This window comes from Salmonella sp. SAL04196, from assembly GCF_046550835.1.
Taxonomy (GTDB): domain Bacteria; phylum Pseudomonadota; class Gammaproteobacteria; order Enterobacterales; family Enterobacteriaceae; genus Salmonella; species Salmonella enterica.
The window spans coordinates 1229442-1245407 of the sequence record NZ_JBGDXE010000001.1 but is presented as its reverse complement, the minus strand read 5'-3'; the positions used below and the strand labels follow the sequence as shown (position 1 = coordinate 1245407).

Annotated in this window: 17 protein-coding genes; 7 read left to right on the top strand and 10 right to left on the bottom strand. The window is 52.4% G+C overall.

The features are described 5' to 3' along the window. Positions 1–37 precede the first annotated feature (37 nt). Positions 38–205: a ribosome modulation factor gene (gene rmf / locus ACLJPE_RS06450; RefSeq protein WP_001537784.1), complete on the top strand. Its 168-nt coding sequence runs from the start codon at positions 38–40 to the stop codon at positions 203–205. A gap of 100 nt (positions 206–305) precedes the next feature. Here rmf and fabA read toward each other — a convergent pair whose 3' ends face one another. Together fabA and ACLJPE_RS06440 are read right to left on the bottom strand one after the other, a co-directional pair. Then, positions 306–824 carry a bifunctional 3-hydroxydecanoyl-ACP dehydratase/trans-2-decenoyl-ACP isomerase gene (fabA, locus tag ACLJPE_RS06445; protein WP_000227928.1) on the bottom strand — a complete coding sequence of 173 codons (519 nt, stop codon included), beginning with the start codon at positions 822–824 and terminating at the stop codon, positions 306–308. 68 nt (positions 825–892) lie between these two features. Then, a complete protein-coding gene (locus tag ACLJPE_RS06440; RefSeq protein WP_000156458.1) occupies positions 893–2653 on the bottom strand; it encodes a Lon protease family protein in 1761 nt (586 codons plus the stop codon). Positions 2654–2838: 185 nt separating this feature from the next. Here ACLJPE_RS06440 and matP point away from each other — a divergent pair, with 185 nt between their 5' ends. Next, positions 2839–3291 (top strand): macrodomain Ter protein MatP, encoded by a 453-nt coding sequence (gene matP, locus ACLJPE_RS06435; protein ID WP_000877172.1) that lies wholly within the window; start codon positions 2839–2841, stop codon positions 3289–3291. Between the two features lie 71 nt (positions 3292–3362). Here the strand turns inward: matP and ompA are convergent, their stop codons facing one another. Then, complete coding sequence (ompA, locus tag ACLJPE_RS06430; RefSeq protein WP_001562588.1) at positions 3363–4415, bottom strand: porin OmpA; 1053 nt, start codon at positions 4413–4415, stop codon at positions 3363–3365. Between the two features lie 356 nt (positions 4416–4771). Further along, positions 4772–5281 carry an SOS-induced cell division inhibitor SulA gene (sulA, locus tag ACLJPE_RS06425; protein ID WP_000288732.1) on the bottom strand — a complete coding sequence of 170 codons (510 nt, stop codon included), beginning with the start codon at positions 5279–5281 and terminating at the stop codon, positions 4772–4774. 216 nt (positions 5282–5497) lie between these two features. Here sulA and ACLJPE_RS06420 point away from each other — a divergent pair, with 216 nt between their 5' ends. Next, positions 5498–6103, top strand: coding sequence for a TfoX/Sxy family DNA transformation protein (locus ACLJPE_RS06420; RefSeq protein ID WP_001202375.1), 606 nt, complete (start codon positions 5498–5500; stop codon positions 6101–6103). Here the strand turns inward: ACLJPE_RS06420 and yccS are convergent. Beyond that, a complete protein-coding gene (gene yccS, locus ACLJPE_RS06415; RefSeq protein ID WP_023215050.1) occupies positions 6090–8243 on the bottom strand; it encodes a YccS family putative transporter in 2154 nt (717 codons plus the stop codon). The genes ACLJPE_RS06420 and yccS overlap by 14 nt on opposite strands. Positions 8244–8261: 18 nt before the next feature. Continuing rightward, positions 8262–8708 (bottom strand): YccF domain-containing protein, encoded by a 447-nt coding sequence (locus ACLJPE_RS06410; RefSeq protein WP_001261222.1) that lies wholly within the window; start codon positions 8706–8708, stop codon positions 8262–8264. 123 nt (positions 8709–8831) lie between these two features. Between ACLJPE_RS06410 and helD the strand changes: the two genes are divergently transcribed. After that, positions 8832–10886, top strand: a complete 2055-nt coding sequence (helD, locus tag ACLJPE_RS06405; protein WP_039513098.1) for a DNA helicase IV — start codon at positions 8832–8834, stop codon at positions 10884–10886. A gap of 35 nt (positions 10887–10921) precedes the next feature. On the opposite strand, the gene mgsA is transcribed toward helD, so the two are convergent. Both mgsA and ACLJPE_RS06395 read right to left on the bottom strand, forming a co-directional pair. After that, positions 10922–11380 (bottom strand): methylglyoxal synthase, encoded by a 459-nt coding sequence (gene mgsA / locus ACLJPE_RS06400; RefSeq protein ID WP_000424187.1) that lies wholly within the window; start codon positions 11378–11380, stop codon positions 10922–10924. Positions 11381–11474: 94 nt separating this feature from the next. Beyond that, positions 11475–12137, bottom strand: coding sequence for a DUF2057 family protein (locus ACLJPE_RS06395; RefSeq protein ID WP_000847732.1), 663 nt, complete (start codon positions 12135–12137; stop codon positions 11475–11477). Between the two features lie 173 nt (positions 12138–12310). Here ACLJPE_RS06395 and ACLJPE_RS06390 point away from each other — a divergent pair, with 173 nt between their 5' ends. Next, a complete protein-coding gene (locus ACLJPE_RS06390; RefSeq protein WP_001537782.1) occupies positions 12311–12724 on the top strand; it encodes a CoA-binding protein in 414 nt (137 codons plus the stop codon). Positions 12725–12768: 44 nt separating this feature from the next. Here ACLJPE_RS06390 and hspQ read toward each other — a convergent pair whose 3' ends face one another. Then, on the bottom strand, positions 12769–13086 hold the full coding sequence (gene hspQ, locus ACLJPE_RS06385; protein WP_000561983.1) for a heat shock protein HspQ: 318 nt from the start codon (positions 13084–13086) through the stop codon (positions 12769–12771). Positions 13087–13143: 57 nt separating this feature from the next. Then, positions 13144–14355: a 23S rRNA (cytosine(1962)-C(5))-methyltransferase RlmI gene (gene rlmI / locus ACLJPE_RS06380; RefSeq protein ID WP_039513100.1), complete on the bottom strand. Its 1212-nt coding sequence runs from the start codon at positions 14353–14355 to the stop codon at positions 13144–13146. Positions 14356–14569: 214 nt separating this feature from the next. Here rlmI and ACLJPE_RS06375 point away from each other — a divergent pair, with 214 nt between their 5' ends. Continuing rightward, entirely contained in the window at positions 14570–15118 is a 549-nt protein-coding gene (locus ACLJPE_RS06375) for a YbhB/YbcL family Raf kinase inhibitor-like protein (protein ID WP_000859418.1), read from the top strand. Between the two features lie 25 nt (positions 15119–15143). Continuing rightward, a complete protein-coding gene (locus tag ACLJPE_RS06370; protein ID WP_000548082.1) occupies positions 15144–15923 on the top strand; it encodes a helix-turn-helix transcriptional regulator in 780 nt (259 codons plus the stop codon). The last annotated feature ends 43 nt before the right edge of the window (positions 15924–15966 follow it).

Genomic DNA, 15966 nt, shown 5'->3' with positions numbered 1-15966 from the left:
TCTTTTCCACCAGATACAAATATGAGGGAAACGAGGCATGAAGAGACAAAAACGAGATCGCCTGGAACGGGCACATCAACGTGGATATCAGGCCGGCATCGCCGGACGATCAAAAGAAATGTGTCCCTATCAGACGCTGAATCAACGGTCATACTGGTTGGGAGGTTGGCGACAAGCCATGGAGGACAGGGCGGTAATGGCCTGATTCTGTCTCTTTAGAAAAAAGAAACCTCCGCAGTGCGGAGGTTTCGCCTTTATTGGCTTTGCAAGCATGATACCGATAGCGCGGAATATCAATTCAACACTTAGAACGCGGAAGTATCCTGGAACAAACCGACTTTCAAATCGTGTGCGGTATAGATCAGACGACCATCCACCAGAACCTCACCGTCCGCCAGGCCCATGATCAGGCGACGGTTTACGATACGTTTGAAATGAATGCGATAGGTGACTTTCCTGGCTGTCGGCAGAACCTGGCCGGTAAATTTCACTTCGCCCACGCCCAGAGCGCGGCCTTTGCCTTCGCCGCCCAACCAGCCCAGGTAGAATCCCACCAATTGCCACATAGCATCCAGACCCAGACAACCGGGCATCACCGGATCGCCGATAAAGTGGCATCCGAAGAACCATAGGTCCGGATTGATATCCAGCTCGGCTTCGACATAGCCTTTGTCGAAATTGCCGCCCGTTTCGGTCATCTTAACGACGCGGTCCATCATCAGCATGTTCGGCGCAGGGAGTTGCGGCCCTTTAGCGCCAAACAGTTCACCACGACCAGAGGCAAGAAGGTCTTCTTTTGTATAGGATTCGCGTTTATCTACCATGTTTTATGTAAACCTTATTTTATTGAAGCACGCAGGATAGCTAACACGTGTACGCTGAACAAGTCCGATCAGTTCGGAATAAAAGCGTTCAGCCAACGTAATGGCCACGGGAAACGATGACGGCCTTCCTGTTGCGTCGCCTGCGCGATACGCTCCTGGATAGTCTGCATCAACGTCGTTTGACCTTCGCCATCCCACACCAGATTTAACAGTAGCGGTAAGGCGTCGGTCACGTCGTCTACCGCCCAGATAGTGAACTTCTCTTCTTTAACCGCTTGCAGCAGTTCAGATTTAAGACTGAGATGGCGGACATTGGCGGCAGGGATAATCACGCCCTGTTTACCGTTTAATTCCCGCTGCTCGCAGATGGCGAAGAAACCTTCAATTTTTTCGTTTAGCCCACCCACCGGTTGAGCGCGACCAAACTGATCGACCGAGCCGGTAATCGCAATGTTTTGATTCACTGGCACATTGGCCAGCGCGCTGATGAGCGCACATAATTCCGCCATAGAGGCGCTATCGCCATCCACTTCGCTGTAGGACTGCTCAAAGGTTAACGAGGCAGAGAAGGGAATTTGTTGCTCCAGCTGCAACTCCGACATCAGGAAGGCCTGCATAATCATCATTCCCTTAGCGTGGATATTTCCGCCAAGTTCGGCCTTGCGCTCAATATCGTTAAATTCGCCATCGCCGATATGCACAACACAGCTAATTCGCGACGGTTCGCCAAAGGCGCGTGGATGTCCGGGAAACTCAATGACGGAAAGCGCATTGATTTGTCCAACACGTTCGCCTTCGGTTTCAATCAGGATCTGCTCTTGCAGAATCTCATCCTGCATCCGCTCCGCCAGAAAGCCTTCTCGCCATTCGCGTCGGGCAAGCATCAGGCTGAGCGCTTCTGCGCCGCAGGTATCGCCTTCGCATAAAGGCGACGCCTCCTTAAACTGGCGGGCTATCCACAGTGGGCAAAGAGGCAGCGTATCCTGTTCGCCGGTATAGCGCACAGCCTCGCGTATCAGGACGGGCCAGGCGTCCGGTGCCGGAGGGGGCAAATTATCGCGTAAAGCGATACGCGTCACCCATTGACACCACAGGGTCATAGCTTCTGCGTCCGCTATCTGTAAATTGTCTTCAAATTCACTGTAGATAGCCTGTTCCGCGAGCTCCGGTTCCATTTCCTGAAAATCAGCCAGTGATTCACGTTCGCCAACCAGAATCACCTTCAGTTTGAGCGGCATTGATGGCACGGAGACCGGTAATGGACGCGACTCGTCAAACGCCACCCAGTCAAAACGCTCGCGGCTAACGATGGCTTTCAGACGCATCCACAGTAACGGCTGCGCCAGAAGGGTTCGTAAGGAAATAATCAGCACGCCGCCGTTCGCCTGATGAACCAGTCCCGGCTGCAGGGTAATGTCGCCGTTATACTGCCGCAGGCAACCAAAGAGCTGTTCGGCTTCGACCCAGTCCGCGCTGACGACTTGTGTGACGGTGGCAAAGTTGTCTTGCGCATTCTGCGCGGCGCGGTAATGAACAGTATGCCCGGAAACGTCATAATGTCCGCCGGTTAATTGTCCGGCATCGGTTTGCAGAGCGCGGACGGCATCTGAAAGTAAAGTGAGATACTCTTGCTCTTCAGGCGCTTTAGTCAGCATAAAAGAGGATGAGCTCCACGGCTGAATAAGCTGCTCAAGCGCAAATTGCAGTCGTGGCTGAGTATCACTGAGTAAGGTGTCGTTTTCGTCAGTCGCGTGTGGCTGTGCAAATATCTCCTGATAGCTTTCGCTATCCGGAACCAGATCACGCCATGCAAGTTTCGTAATGGTCAAAGTTGAGGTTTTTTAGTCTGTTGTAAAAGGGGGGATTATAGCCTAACCCGTCACGCTGCACACGCGGAAAGCGAATGCAAAGTAATATGAAGACGTGTAACCATTCACAGGTTCGAGATTCTTTTCTTCAGATGGCTAAAAAACTGATATTCTGATAACAGTTACACGGTAACATTGGGATCACAATGAAATATCAACAACTTGAAAATCTTGAAAGCGGTTGGAAATGGAAATATCTGGTGAAAAAGCACCGCGAAGGGGAGTTGATCACCCGCTACGTGGAAGCCAGTGCTGCCCAGGAAGCCGTCAATTTGTTGTTGGCCCTCGAAAATGAACCGGTGCGGGTAAATGTCTGGATAGACAGGCATATGAATCCTGCCTTGCTTAATCGGATGAAACAAACCATTCGGGCAAGACGCAAACGACACTTCAATGCGGAACATCAGCATACGCGCAAAAAATCTATCGATTTAGAGTTTATGGTCTGGCAGCGTCTGGCGGGCCTTGCGCAGCGACGCGGTAAAACATTATCCGAAACGATAGTGCAACTGATAGAAGACGCGGAGCATAAAGAGAAATATGCCACGCAAATGACCACGTTAAAGCAGGATTTACAGGCGTTATTAGGCAAGAAGTAACGCTGAAAGGCGTTGTCATCCAGACCAGAGCAAAAAACCCCGCGACGCGGGGTTTTTTATCAGACGGAAACTTAAGCCTGCGGCTGAGTTACCACGTCTTTAACGCCTTTAACTTCGATCTCTACGCGACGATCCGGAGCCAGGCAATCGATCAGGGCAGCGCGAGGTTTCACGTTGTCACAGGTGTTGCCGGTAACCGGGTTAGATTCGCCCATACCACGTGCGGAGATTTTGTCAGACGGAATACCTTTGGAGATCAGGTAATCAACAACAGACTGAGCACGTTTCTCGGACAGACCCTGGTTGTAAGCGTCAGAACCGATACGGTCAGTGAAGCCCAGAACGACGACGGAACCGTCTTTCGGATCTAGGTTGCTCAGCTGGCTGTACAGCTGATCCAGAGCCTGCTGGCCTTCTGGTTTCAGAGTTGCTTTGTTGAAGTTGAACAGTACGTCAGACTTCAGAGTGAAGTGCTTGGTCTGTACTTCCGGAGCCGGAGCCGGTGCCGGAGCTACTACCGGAGCAGCTTCTTGCTGGCCGAAACGGTAGGAAACACCTACGCTCAGCAGGCCGTTGTCCGGACGGGTGCCGATGGTGTTGGCATCACCGATGTTGTTAGTCCACTGGTATTCCAGACGGGTTGCGATTTCAGGGGTGATGGCATACTCGATACCGCCCGCGAATACCGGGGAAACGCCGGTGTCGTGGTCTTTAGTAGACGCGCCGCCAGGGACGTTAGACTTGGTGTCTGCACGCCATACCATACCACCCAGACGGGTATAAACGTCCAGATCGTCAGTGATTGGATAACCCAGTTTAGCGGTCAACTGAACGCCCTGAGCTTTATAAGCGCCATTGATGTTGTCGCCTTTGTACGGCATACGGCCTAACCAGTCGTAGCCCATTTCAAAGCCAACGTACGGGTTAACCTGGTAACCACCAAAAGCACCTGCGCCCAGTTGGTTTTCATGAGTCGGGCCATCATTGTTAATGAAGCCGGTGTCATGGTACTGAGACCAGCCCAGTTTAGCACCAGCGTACCAGGTGTTATCTTTCGGAGCGGCCTGCGCTACGGTAGCGAAACCAGCCAGTGCCACTGCAATCGCGATAGCTGTCTTTTTCATTTTTTGCGCCTCGTTATCATCCAAAATACGCCATGAATATCTCCAACGAGATAACACGGTTAAATCCTTCACCGGGGGATCTGCTCAATAGTTACTCTACCGATATCTACGGCTTATGCTGAGCACCCCTGGCGATGTAAAGTCTACAACGTAGTTGGAAACTTACAAGTGTGAACTCCGTCAGACATGTGAAAAAAACATGCTGGATATACACATCATTTAACAGTTTCAGATGATAAATCGTACAGCAAAAATTGCGGAAACCGCTTCTGGCAAGCTTTCTCGCAAAAAAAACGTTACCACTCAAAGGAGATGCGTTCGCGTAAAAAAAAGTCCAGGATAAATCCTAATTTTACTTAATGATACAAATTAGAGTGAATTTTTAGCCCGGAATGCTGTCTCCTGGGTAAAGCGTGCGCACGTACAGGGCGCATGATAAACCCTACCGCATTACCTACCTTCGCTGCTTCAACCAGGCTGGCATGTTCTTCTTCTGTCAGTTCTTCAGTCATCCAACCAATTACCACGCTGTAATTTCCTGTACGCAAAGCGCGGATCATCGACTCCAGCGTATGACGAGGCGCAAGCTGGCTAATTTGCATCACTTTCGTTAATGGCAAACCTGAAGACTGTACCCACTCTCGGCTGAGCTTTTGCTGTGGCGTGAGCCAGAGCTGCCAGCGTGATTGTTGGCCTAACTGACGAAGTAAAGGCAAAAGCAGGAGCTGCGCCATCATGGGCTGGTCTTCGTGGTAGACAACTTCACTGACCAGTCCTGCCGCGGCATTTTCCGTAGCGGTGCGCGCTGCGTTGTGGGTAGTGGTAGGAAATGACGAAGAACGATTTGCATAACCTGAAGTGTACATAATCAATCCAGCCCTGTGAGTTACTGTATATTCATACAGTACCCCTGTGGCGATGAAAGATCAACTCTATTTTCGGAAACTGTCTCGCAATTTTTATTCTTAGTGGCGTCAAAAATAAAAATCATCTTGCTCGCGGAGTATAAGTTGCCTATTTTCGTCATTAACGGATCCGTTACTGCAAATCATTCTTTTACTTTATGATTTAAAAGGAATTTTATGAGAGCACTCTCTTATGACAGGATCTATAAATCGCAAGAATATTTGGCCTCTTTGGGGACGATCCAGTATCGATCTTTATTCGGTAGCTATAGTCTGACCGTGGAGGATACCGTCTTTGCGATGGTGGCTAATGGCGAGCTTTATCTCCGCGCCTGTGAAGAAAGCGTACCCTACTGTGTGAAGCATCCTCCCGCCTGGCTCATGTTTATGAAATGTGGACGTCCCGTTATGCTCAACTATTACCGGGTGGATGAAAGCCTGTGGCGCGATCAGCAGCAGCTGGTACGTTTATCGAAGTATTCTCTTGACGCGGCAATGAAGGAAAAACACAGCCGTATTTTACAGCACAGACTCAAAGATCTCCCCAATATGACCTTCCATCTGGAAACATTGCTCAATGAGTCAGGGATAAAGGACGAAAATATGTTACGCATACTGGGCGCGAAAATGTGCTGGCTAAGGTTGCGACAAAGCAATCCCTTGCTGACAGTGAAAGTTTTGTATGCCCTGGAAGGCGCAATTGTCGGCGTACATGAAGCGGCGCTCCCGGCGAGTCGTCGCCAGGAGCTTGCCGACTGGGCTCATTCGCTTACGGCTGGGTAATTAATGTAGAAGTCGGCGGTGAAATTTGCCGTTGCAAGCGTCCAATCTCGGGCAGTAAGGCAATGAGCAAACCAATTTGTTGAACAACCAGAGGTTCTTTGCTGTCCGGACGTGTTTCCAGCGACTGAACTCGCTGCTTTAAACCCTCCAGCGCCTGGTGTACGCGCTGTTCGTCTTCAGGTTGATGATGAAGCGCATCATCAACGTAGCAGACCGCGTCATCCAGAAGCCCCAACACGTCCGGATTACTGAGCTTTTCGCGGTGCGCGCCGAGGGCGGAGATATAGCTGGTAAAAGTGTGATTGAGGCAAAGCAGCCTGAACGCCGCCTCCCGGGTTTCGGCCGTGACGTCGGGTTCGCTCGACATATTAGAAACCACGGATGCCAGTTCTGCATCGCGGTTGTGCGCGTCGCGTCTGGCAATGCGATAGGCCAGGCGGTTATCCCGTCCCTGGTGATATTGCTCAAGGATCGCATCAAGGTAGCGGCAATTAGCATCGGTGGCGCGCTGGAGTACCCGGGGAAGGTTGCGAAAGCGCCAGTCCGGCCAAATAAAGCTGACCGCAGCCCAGGCGATAGCGCAGCCAATTAACGTGTCGACGACGCGCGGTAACGCTACCTCGAAGCCTTCGCCCAGGAGGTTAAAGCAGAGTAATACCAGCAGGGTGATGAACATCGTCGCATGGGCATACTGCACATTACGGAATGCGAAGAAAAGCACGCCGGTAATCACCAGCAGAACTAACTGTCCTTCAAGCGAAGGGACAAACCATAAAATCGGCAGGCCGATCGCAACGCCTACCAACGTACCGATAATCCTGAGCGCAAGGCGATGGCGGGTCGCGTTATAGTTAGGCTGACAAACGAACAGGCTGGTGAGCAATATCCAGTACCCGTGGCGCATCCCGGTAATTTGGATGAGAGCATAACCGATGCACAATACCAGCGACATGCGTACCGCATGGCGAAAGAGAGCGGACTCCGGGGTAAAATTACGGCTCAGACGCAGCCAGATGTCGCTAAACCCGTGCAGGCTATCATCAGCCAACTGGTTTTCTGACTCATTGCGCGGCATTGCCTGGGCCTGCTCCGACTCGATCGTCGCCAGTTGCGCATCAATGGCGCGTAGGTTGGTTAATAAGAACCCAAGCGTATTTAACAGCTCTAAAGAAGCGCCGCTGGCGCGCATACGTTCAAGCGCGGCGTCAATGTGGGTAAAGGCGCGTTCAAAACGCGGATCATGCTGGTACGGCGTACGCAGTAAGATACAGCGCGCCAGCTGCGTACAGGCCTGCGCCTGCATCGACATCAGACGTTGAAAGCGGAACATGACGTCGCTATGGCGAAAATAATCGCGCAGCGTCTGGTATTGAATATGCGAAGAACTGGCGCGTTCATGAATATCCTGCGCCACAAAATAGTAATGGAGGGTGCGGCGCGTACCGCGTTGACCGCGATCGCCGCGCAGGCGAGTCAACAACGACACTTTCGTTTGGTTCAGCGTCGCCATTAACTGCCCGTTCGCTAACGCTAAATCATAGAGCGGCGCCTGGCTTTCATCTTCAATATCAGGATCAAACAGACGTGATTTCAGTTCCAGATAGTGCGCTAACTGTTCGTAACTGCGTGCCAGATTATCCTGCAACGGACGGATCGGAAATAGCAGATGCCCGGTTAGCGTCAGTAGGTTATACCATACTGCGCCTGCCAGCAGGAGCAGTGGTTGCTGATACCAGTGATCGTATAAAGAGGTACCCAGCATCGTATAGATGGCAATGAGTAACGCGCCGAACGCGATGGTAGCATAGCGTTGCCCTAATCCTCCCAACAGAATAAATCCGCTGGTGGATAACGTTAAGCCCAACGCAAATAGCCACGGCCAGGGAAAGAGCAGCTCCACAGAAGCCGACGCGATAAAAAAGCAAATTAAGGTAATGATTAAATTACGCAAGCGTCCGGCAAGGCGGTCGTCGAGATCGGTTAGCGCTGCGGCAACCATACCGAGCGTGAGCGGGATGGTAAGTTTGACGTCGCCCAGCCACCAGGGCAGGGCGGTGGTGCCGCACAGAGCGATAAAAATGCGGATGTAATACAGCCAGGCACTGTTCCAGGTATAACGGCGAATCAACGGACTTAACATAAAGGCTATTTGTCCCGATCATTCAAAACGGCGGCGCGCGTTAGCTTCTCGCGCGGCGCGAGCGGTTTCTACAGAGACGACGCGGCGACCGACAGGCCAAAGCGCAATCGCGGCAATTTTAAAGTTCGCAATACCGACAGGTATCCCGATGATAGTGACACACTGCGCGATACCGGAGGCAATGTGCATCAGGCATAGCCACCAGCCGAAAAAAAGTAACCAGAAAATATTCAGCAAAGTACCGCCAGTATTCATTAATACGCTTTTCGCCGCCGGATTAAGTTCGTCAACGTGAATGGCTTCATTACCGTAAGGGAACAGGGACAGTTTGGTTATCTCCCAGCAGGAGCGGGTCAACGGCAGGGTGAAAATAAGCACAATACTGACCAGCGTCGCCAGCAGCCAGGCCAGCGTAGTGGCAAAGCCGCCCAGTACAAAGTTTAAAATATTCAGAACGGTACGCATAAACCCTCAGTTCATTCCGGTTTTCTATCACTGCGGGCAATTGTAACGTTTTTTTAGACTGGAGCACGTTTTCTCTGGCGGTTACACTGATAAGCACATCTTTACGTCTGGATTCGCTGAGTCATGGAACTGAAAGCAACTTCTCTTGGAAAACGTCTGGCGCAACACCCGTATGATCGTGCCGTGATCCTCAACGCTGGGGTGAAAGTGTCTGGCGACAGGCATGAATATCTTATTCCATTCAATCAGTTATTGGCGATTCACTGTAAGCGTGGGCTGGTATGGGGCGAGCTGGAGTTTGTCCTGCCGGAGGATAAAGTCGTGCGTTTGCACGGTACCGAGTGGTCGGAAACCCAGAAATTCCATCGCTATCTGGACGCGCACTGGCGTCGCTGGAGCCAGGAGATGAGTGATGTCGCCGCGCAGGCATTACAAGAGCAATGGGCGCGTATTAGTGAGCGAACGGGCGAAAACCAATGGCTTACCCGTGAACGCGTTCGGGGGCTGGAACACGAAATTCGCCAGACGTTTGCCGCCTTGCCGCTACCGGTCTCACGTCTGGAGGAGTTTGCTCACTGTCGCGAGATATGGCGTAAGTGTCTGGCCTGGTTACAGGATAGCGAGGGAAGTCGGCAGCAGCATAATCAGGCGTATGCTGATGCCATGCTGGAAGCGCATGCCGACTTTTTTACGCAGATAGAATCCTCTCCGCTTAATCCCTCCCAGGCCAGGGCGGTGGTTAATGGCGAATCATCGTTACTGGTACTGGCGGGGGCGGGAAGCGGCAAAACCTCGGTGCTGGTGGCGCGCGCGGGTTGGCTGTTGGCGCGCGGACAAGCCGATGCGGGGCAAATTCTTTTACTGGCGTTTGGCCGCAAGGCGGCAGAGGAGATGGATGAGCGTATCCGCGAGCGCTTACATACGGAAGAGATTACTGCCCGTACGTTCCATTCGCTGGCGCTATATATTATTCAGCAAGGCAGTAAAAAAGCGCCGGTTGTCAGTAAGCTGGAAAGTGACGCCACCGCGCGGCATCAGCTATTTCTGCACACCTGGCGTCAGCAGTGTAGCGAGAAAAAAGCGCAGGCCAAAGGCTGGCGTCAGTGGCTGGAAGAGGAGATGCAGTGGGCGGTGCCGGAAGGTAATTTCTGGGACGATGAGACATTGCAGCGGCGTCTGGCCCCTCGTCTGGATCGTTGGGTCAGCTTGATGCGTATGCACGGCGGCGCGCAGGCAGAAATGATCGCTGGCGCGCCAGAGGAGTGCCGCGAGCTGTTTGGCAAACGCATTAAGCTGATGGCGCCGCTGCTGAAGTCCTGGAAAAGCGCGTTGAAAGCGGAAAATGCCGTTGATTTCTCCGGGCTGATCCATCAGGCAATGGTGATCCTCGAAAAAGGGCGTTTTATCAGCCCGTGGAAGCATATTCTGGTCGATGAATTTCAGGATATTTCCCCGCAACGGGCGTCGCTGTTAGAGGCGCTGCGCAAGCAGAATAGCCAGACTACACTGTTTGCCGTTGGCGATGACTGGCAGGCGATTTACCGTTTTAGCGGGGCGCAGCTCTCCTTAACGACGGCGTTTCATCAGACGTTCGGCGAGGGCGAGCATTGCCACCTGGACACCACGTACCGTTTTAACAGTCGGATTGGCGATATTGCCAATCGCTTTGTACAGCAGAATCCGCACCAGCTTAAAAAACCGTTAAATAGTCTGACCCCAGGCGATAAAAAAGCGGTGACGTTATTAGATGAAAGCCAGTTGGACGCGTTACTGGATAAATTATCCGGCTATGCGAAGGAAGATGAACGTATCCTGGTGCTGGCGCGCTATCATCATCTGAAACCCGCGAGTCTACAAAAAGCGGCGACTCGCTGGCCGAAGTTACAGATAGACTTCATGACTATCCATGCCAGCAAAGGCCAACAGGCCGATTACGTGATTCTTGTCGGATTGCAGGAGGGTAACGACGGTTTCCCCGCCCCGGCGCGAGAATCCATTATGGAAAGTGCGCTTCTTCCTCAGGTTGAGGATTTTCCGGACGCTGAAGAGCGGCGTTTGTTATATGTGGCGTTGACGCGCGCGCGTGCGCGGGTCTGGCTGCTTTTTAATAAAGATAATCCCTCGCGCTTTGTGGAGGCGCTTAAACAGCTGGATGTGCCGGTGGCGAGGAAGCCCTAAAGCGCGGGCGGTACAGCATCCCGCCCGCGTAGCGGTTATTTCAGGCGCTCGGCCAGATAACGCGCATAATCCGGAATAAGAATATCTACAGCGTCATTAAAATGCGGGGACTGGATGATAAAGTCCGCCGTTGAGACATTAGTGGCGACAGGAATATTCCATACGGTGGCCAGACGCAGTAGCGCTTTGACATCGGGGTCGTGCGGTACCGCGTTAAGCGGGTCCCAGAAGAAAATCAACACGTCGATTTTCCCTTCTGAAATGAGCGCGCCAACCTGCTGGTCGCCGCCCATCGGGCCGCTCAGCATCGCATTAACGTCCATACCGGTTGCGCGCTGGATCAGATTCCCCGTGGTGCCGGTTGCATAAAGAACGTGTTTTTCCAGCAACGGCTGATGGCGTTCCACCCAGTTCATTAACATCTGTTTGCAGTGGTCGTGAGCAACCAACGCGATATGTTTGCGCGTCGGCAAGGTGCGAGTCGTCAGTTCCATAATTCGATTCCGTAGTTAACCTGTCTACAGATTACTGGAAGCGCTTGATGCTGCAAGAGAAAGACAAAAAAATTGCGCGCTGGGACAACTCATATCAAGAGGGCGGCTGTTTTTCCGCCCATTGCAGAAAATGATGGCGTGTCTGCGGGTCGGCCAGTCGGAACCAATATTTCAGCCGCTGTTCTGTCAGAGTTTGTGATTGCGGCGGTACGGTATCAAGCTCTGAGACGTCGGAAAGTAATGTGCTGTCGTCTGCCATCATCGTGGCGAACTGAGGAAGCGAGGCGCGTTTCGCCGATTTATTATAACGCTCGGTCTCTATTTCATAATCGACCACTTTAGCCGTAGAAGTAATGGCCAGAATATCGAGTTTTACCGGAATGGGCATGGCGTCGCCGTCCAAAAGCGCCAGACGCGGCGCCGCGTTAAAATGCGAGGCTTCGCGCTCGTTTTCCAGCCGCGGGAGCTGAAAATTGACCTGACTTATCAGCTGGGTATCGAAACTTATCACCAGCGGCGGAGAAATATAAAGCCGCTCTTCATTACCGGGCAGGCGGATGGTTTTTTCCACCCGGAAAACGAGTTGATGCGGCCCGTTTTCCAGTTCGATGCTCTCTGCGCCGCGTAATAAAGAGCTGGACACCTTTTTACCGTCCAGCACCAGCAGATCAACCTCATTCGACAAACGGAGCGTTGTGGCAAAAACAGTCACCGGCAAACAGAGAGCAAGGAAGGTGGTTAGCGCGCCGGTTTTCATAAGGTTCTCCTGTCCAAAGGCCGTCTGGCTAATAATGTATCGAAATTTTTCTTAGATCATGTTTACTAACATATAGACATATTTTGGCGTTTTGCTCTCATACATCGGTATGGGATGAATGGTTGCTATGTCAGGTTTGTCGTACACTTTGCAAAACAGCCAGGAGAAAGATGATGAAAGAGACCGATATTGCTGATGTATTGACGTCCACTCGCACTATCGCGCTGGTAGGTGCGAGCGATAAACCCGATCGTCCAAGTTATCGGGTAATGAAATACCTGCTTGAGCAGGGTTACCATGTGATTCCGGTTGCGCCAAAAGTCGCGGGTAAGACATTGCTGGGGCAACAGGGGTATGCCACGCTGGCGGACATTCCAGAAAAAGTCGATATGGTGGATGTTTTTCGCAACTCTGAAGCTGCATGGGGCGTTGCGCAGGAAGCTATCGCTATCGGCGCAAAAACGCTGTGGCTACAGCTTGGCGTGATCAACGAGCAGGCGGCGGTACTGGCGCGGGATGCAGGCATGACCGTGGTGATGGATCGCTGCCCGGCGATTGAGATCCCTCGCCTGGGGCTGGCGAAATAAAAGTTTAAATGGCCGGATATCGCCCTCCGGCCTTTTAAATACAATCAGTTACGTAGTCGCGGCGCCTGAAGCTGTTTGCGAATGGTACGCGCCAGTTCATCCATCGATGGCTGTTCTGGATGCTCGTCCCGCATTTCGCTTCGCAACTGGGCCTCGGCCAGATAAGTATGCACTGGCTGACCATCATCATCTTCCATTACCACGTGGTACCACGGAGCGGCGCGAAGTTCGTCGTTAACCGCCAGTTCATCAGGCGACGGCTCATCAAGCGAATATTCCGGGTCGATATCGACGACCACTCCGAGGTAACCTAACAGGGAATGGCGGACCTGTTGGCCGATACCGAATTTGCTGGCTATCATAGTCACCTCCCGGGAAATAGATACCCTTTATATGAGGATACTATTCCACTTTTCAAGTTACATGACGCGACAGGCAAACCCTTTCAGATACAGCCCTTCCGGGTAGGTGGCGATCACCGGGTGATCGGCGGCCTGACGGAACTGCTCTATAAATTGTACATCACGACCGGCATCTATTGCGGCATCGGCAATGATTTTCTGAAATAAATCGCTGGTCATCAGTCCGGAGCAAGAGAATGTCAGCAGTATGCCGCCCGGATTGAGCAGTTGAATCGCTAACATGTTAATGTCTTTATAGCCCCGGCAGGCACCCATTAACTGGCTTTTATTTTCGACGAATTTGGGCGGGTCCATGATGATGACGTCGAATTTTTCGCCGTGTTCACTGTAAGCGCGCAGCAACTTAAACACGTCATCGCGCACGAATTCGGCTTTGCTCAAGTCCAGTTGGTTCAGTTCAACGTTTTGCCTGGCGATATCCAGCGCATCCTGTGAGGTATCCACGCTGACAACCTGGCGACAACCGCCCATTAATGCCGACACGGCAAAACCGCCGGTATAAGAGAAGCAGTTCAGTACCCGCTGATTTTCCACGTAGCGGCGCGTCGCCAGACGACTGTCGCGCTGATCAAGATAATAACCGGTTTTGTGGCCGCCCTGGATATCGACCAGTAATTTCATACCGTGTTCTTCAATTGGCAGAAGCGCAGGCGGCAGTTCGCCAGTGACCGGACCTTGCGTCAGCGCCATCCCTTCTTTTTTCCGCACGGCGACGTCGCTGCGATCGTAAATAGCGCAATCCGGATAGCATGTTTGTAGAGCGCTAATTAATGCGGCGCGTTGATATTCGGCCCCGGCGCTGAGCAGTTGCAGCACCAAAAAATGACCAAAACGATCGATAGTGACGCCAGGCAGGCCATCGGACTCACCGGCGATCAGACGATAGCTATCCAGGCCGTCTTTTTTCGCCAGCCAGTCGCGCCACTGCTGCGCCTGGCGCAGGCGGCGGGTGAAAAACGCAATATCAATGGATTCTGCTTTATCAAATGTCCAGACGCGCGCGCGGATCTGGGATGCTGGCGACCAGGCGCCGCGTGCTAACCACTTTCCCTGATGGTCAACGATATCGATAGTTTCACCGAGGTTGGCTTTGCCTTCCAGGCGGGATACGGCACCGGAAAAGACCCATGGGTGGCGGCGGAGTAAAGATTTTTCTCGCCCTTTGCTGAGGACTAAACGGGGATATTGCGGAAATGTAGATTCAGTCATGCGGAGTAACCTCTCACAAACAGTGACGCGAGCCGGATAATAGCTCCAGCCAGGGACCGTGAAAACGAAATGGCGCGTAGGGTAGCACAGATGAGAGAGGCAATCACCAGCGTATGGCGGTGAGCGTTTCTGCACAAAATAGAATCGTAAAGGCACAGTTTCTTCAGCGGACGCTTTTTATAGTGTTCTTTCTTTACACGAAGAAGGAAATACAATGAAAACAGTCTTCTCTTTGACCGCAGCCGCAATGATGGCATTGAGTGGCGGCGTATCTGCCGCGTCGGCGTTTAGCCTCAGTAGCGCGGATATTCCGGCGGATTTTCGTTTAACGCAACAGCACGTCTTTAAAGGATTTGGTTGTAGCGGAGAAAATATTTCGCCGCAGCTGAGCTGGCGCAATCCGCCTGCCGGAACCAAAAGCTACGCTATTACCGTCTTCGATCCTGATGCGCCCACCGGAAGCGGCTGGTGGCACTGGACGATGGTGAATATTCCTGCGCAGATCCACGACCTGCCGACGGGGGCTGATAAAAAAACGTTACCCGCTGGAGTGGTGCAGGGACGGAATGATTTCGGTTATGCTGGCTTTGGCGGCGCCTGTCCGCCGCCGGGCGATAAGCCTCATCGCTATCAGTTTACTGTGTGGGCGCTGAATACGGCAACACTGCCGCTCCACAGTGAGTCGAGTGGCGCGTTGGTAGGGTTTATGCTTAACGCGCATGTGATTGCGAAAGCACAATTCACGGCCACATACGGAAGATAAAATAGAGGACGGCACGGTGCAGGAGATGCATATTCGACATCAGGATCTTACGACGGCAGAGGTGCGTTCCAGTCATCTGCACCGTTTGCATCGTGTTACGCTTTTTTCCGCCGCTATCTGCCATATTACGCAGGGCAGTAAAGTCATCATTCAGGATGATAGCCGCCTTGTCGCCGGGCCGGGCGAGTTGATTATTATTCCGGCGAACACGCCGCTGGAGATTATTAATCAGCCTGCGCAGAACGGTTTTCGCTCCGACCTGTTGTTACTTTCACCGGAGATTATTGCTCGCTTTAAAACGATGTACGTTCAGGATTATCCACCGGCAAACCTGACATCGCTGTGTACGCCGATGAGCCGTAGCCTGACATTTATGTGGGAGAACGTGTTGGATGCTGTGCGCCAGGGTTTACCCGTTGGGCTACAGGAACATCAGGCGATGGGGTTACTGTTAGCGCTTTTGCATGATGGCGCGGCAGGACCGCTGCTTATTGAACGGCGTTACACCCTCACGGAGCAGGTGCGGCAACTGATTATGCTCTCGCCTGCTAAGCTATGGACAGCCCAGGAGATAGCCCGCCGTCTTGCTATGGGAACATCGACGCTGCGTCGGCGTTTGCAGCGCGAATCGCAGAGTTATCGACAAATTGTTGAAGAGGTGCGCATGTCCTGCGCGCTTTCTCAACTGCAATCGACGACGCTGCCGATCGGCGAAATAGCGCTACGGTGCGGTTACCTGTCGGGGTCGAGATTTACGGCCAGATTCCGCCAACATTATGGGTGTCTGCCCAGTCAGGTACGTTAAGTATGTCCTGTATGAGCCTCCACCACTGATTATGAAAGGAGAA

Bases quoted from the DNA above. Each gene is read 5' to 3' on its own strand.
- rmf (WP_001537784.1), top strand. From the start codon at position 38: ATGAAGAGACAAAAACGAGATCGCCTGGAACGGGCACATCAACGTGGA.
- fabA (WP_000227928.1), bottom strand. From the start codon at position 824: ATGGTAGATAAACGCGAATCCTATACAAAAGAAGACCTTCTTGCCTCT.
- matP (WP_000877172.1), top strand. From the start codon at position 2,839: ATGAAATATCAACAACTTGAAAATCTTGAAAGCGGTTGGAAATGGAAA.
- ompA (WP_001562588.1), bottom strand. From the start codon at position 4,415: ATGAAAAAGACAGCTATCGCGATTGCAGTGGCACTGGCTGGTTTCGCT.
- sulA (WP_000288732.1), bottom strand. From the start codon at position 5,281: ATGTACACTTCAGGTTATGCAAATCGTTCTTCGTCATTTCCTACCACT.
- ACLJPE_RS06420 (WP_001202375.1), top strand. From the start codon at position 5,498: ATGAGAGCACTCTCTTATGACAGGATCTATAAATCGCAAGAATATTTG.
- yccS (WP_023215050.1), bottom strand. From the start codon at position 8,243: ATGTTAAGTCCGTTGATTCGCCGTTATACCTGGAACAGTGCCTGGCTG.
- ACLJPE_RS06410 (WP_001261222.1), bottom strand. From the start codon at position 8,708: ATGCGTACCGTTCTGAATATTTTAAACTTTGTACTGGGCGGCTTTGCC.
- helD (WP_039513098.1), top strand. From the start codon at position 8,832: ATGGAACTGAAAGCAACTTCTCTTGGAAAACGTCTGGCGCAACACCCG.
- mgsA (WP_000424187.1), bottom strand. From the start codon at position 11,380: ATGGAACTGACGACTCGCACCTTGCCGACGCGCAAACATATCGCGTTG.
- ACLJPE_RS06395 (WP_000847732.1), bottom strand. From the start codon at position 12,137: ATGAAAACCGGCGCGCTAACCACCTTCCTTGCTCTCTGTTTGCCGGTG.
- ACLJPE_RS06390 (WP_001537782.1), top strand. From the start codon at position 12,311: ATGAAAGAGACCGATATTGCTGATGTATTGACGTCCACTCGCACTATC.
- hspQ (WP_000561983.1), bottom strand. From the start codon at position 13,086: ATGATAGCCAGCAAATTCGGTATCGGCCAACAGGTCCGCCATTCCCTG.
- rlmI (WP_039513100.1), bottom strand. From the start codon at position 14,355: ATGACTGAATCTACATTTCCGCAATATCCCCGTTTAGTCCTCAGCAAA.
- ACLJPE_RS06375 (WP_000859418.1), top strand. From the start codon at position 14,570: ATGAAAACAGTCTTCTCTTTGACCGCAGCCGCAATGATGGCATTGAGT.
- ACLJPE_RS06370 (WP_000548082.1), top strand. From the start codon at position 15,144: ATGCATATTCGACATCAGGATCTTACGACGGCAGAGGTGCGTTCCAGT.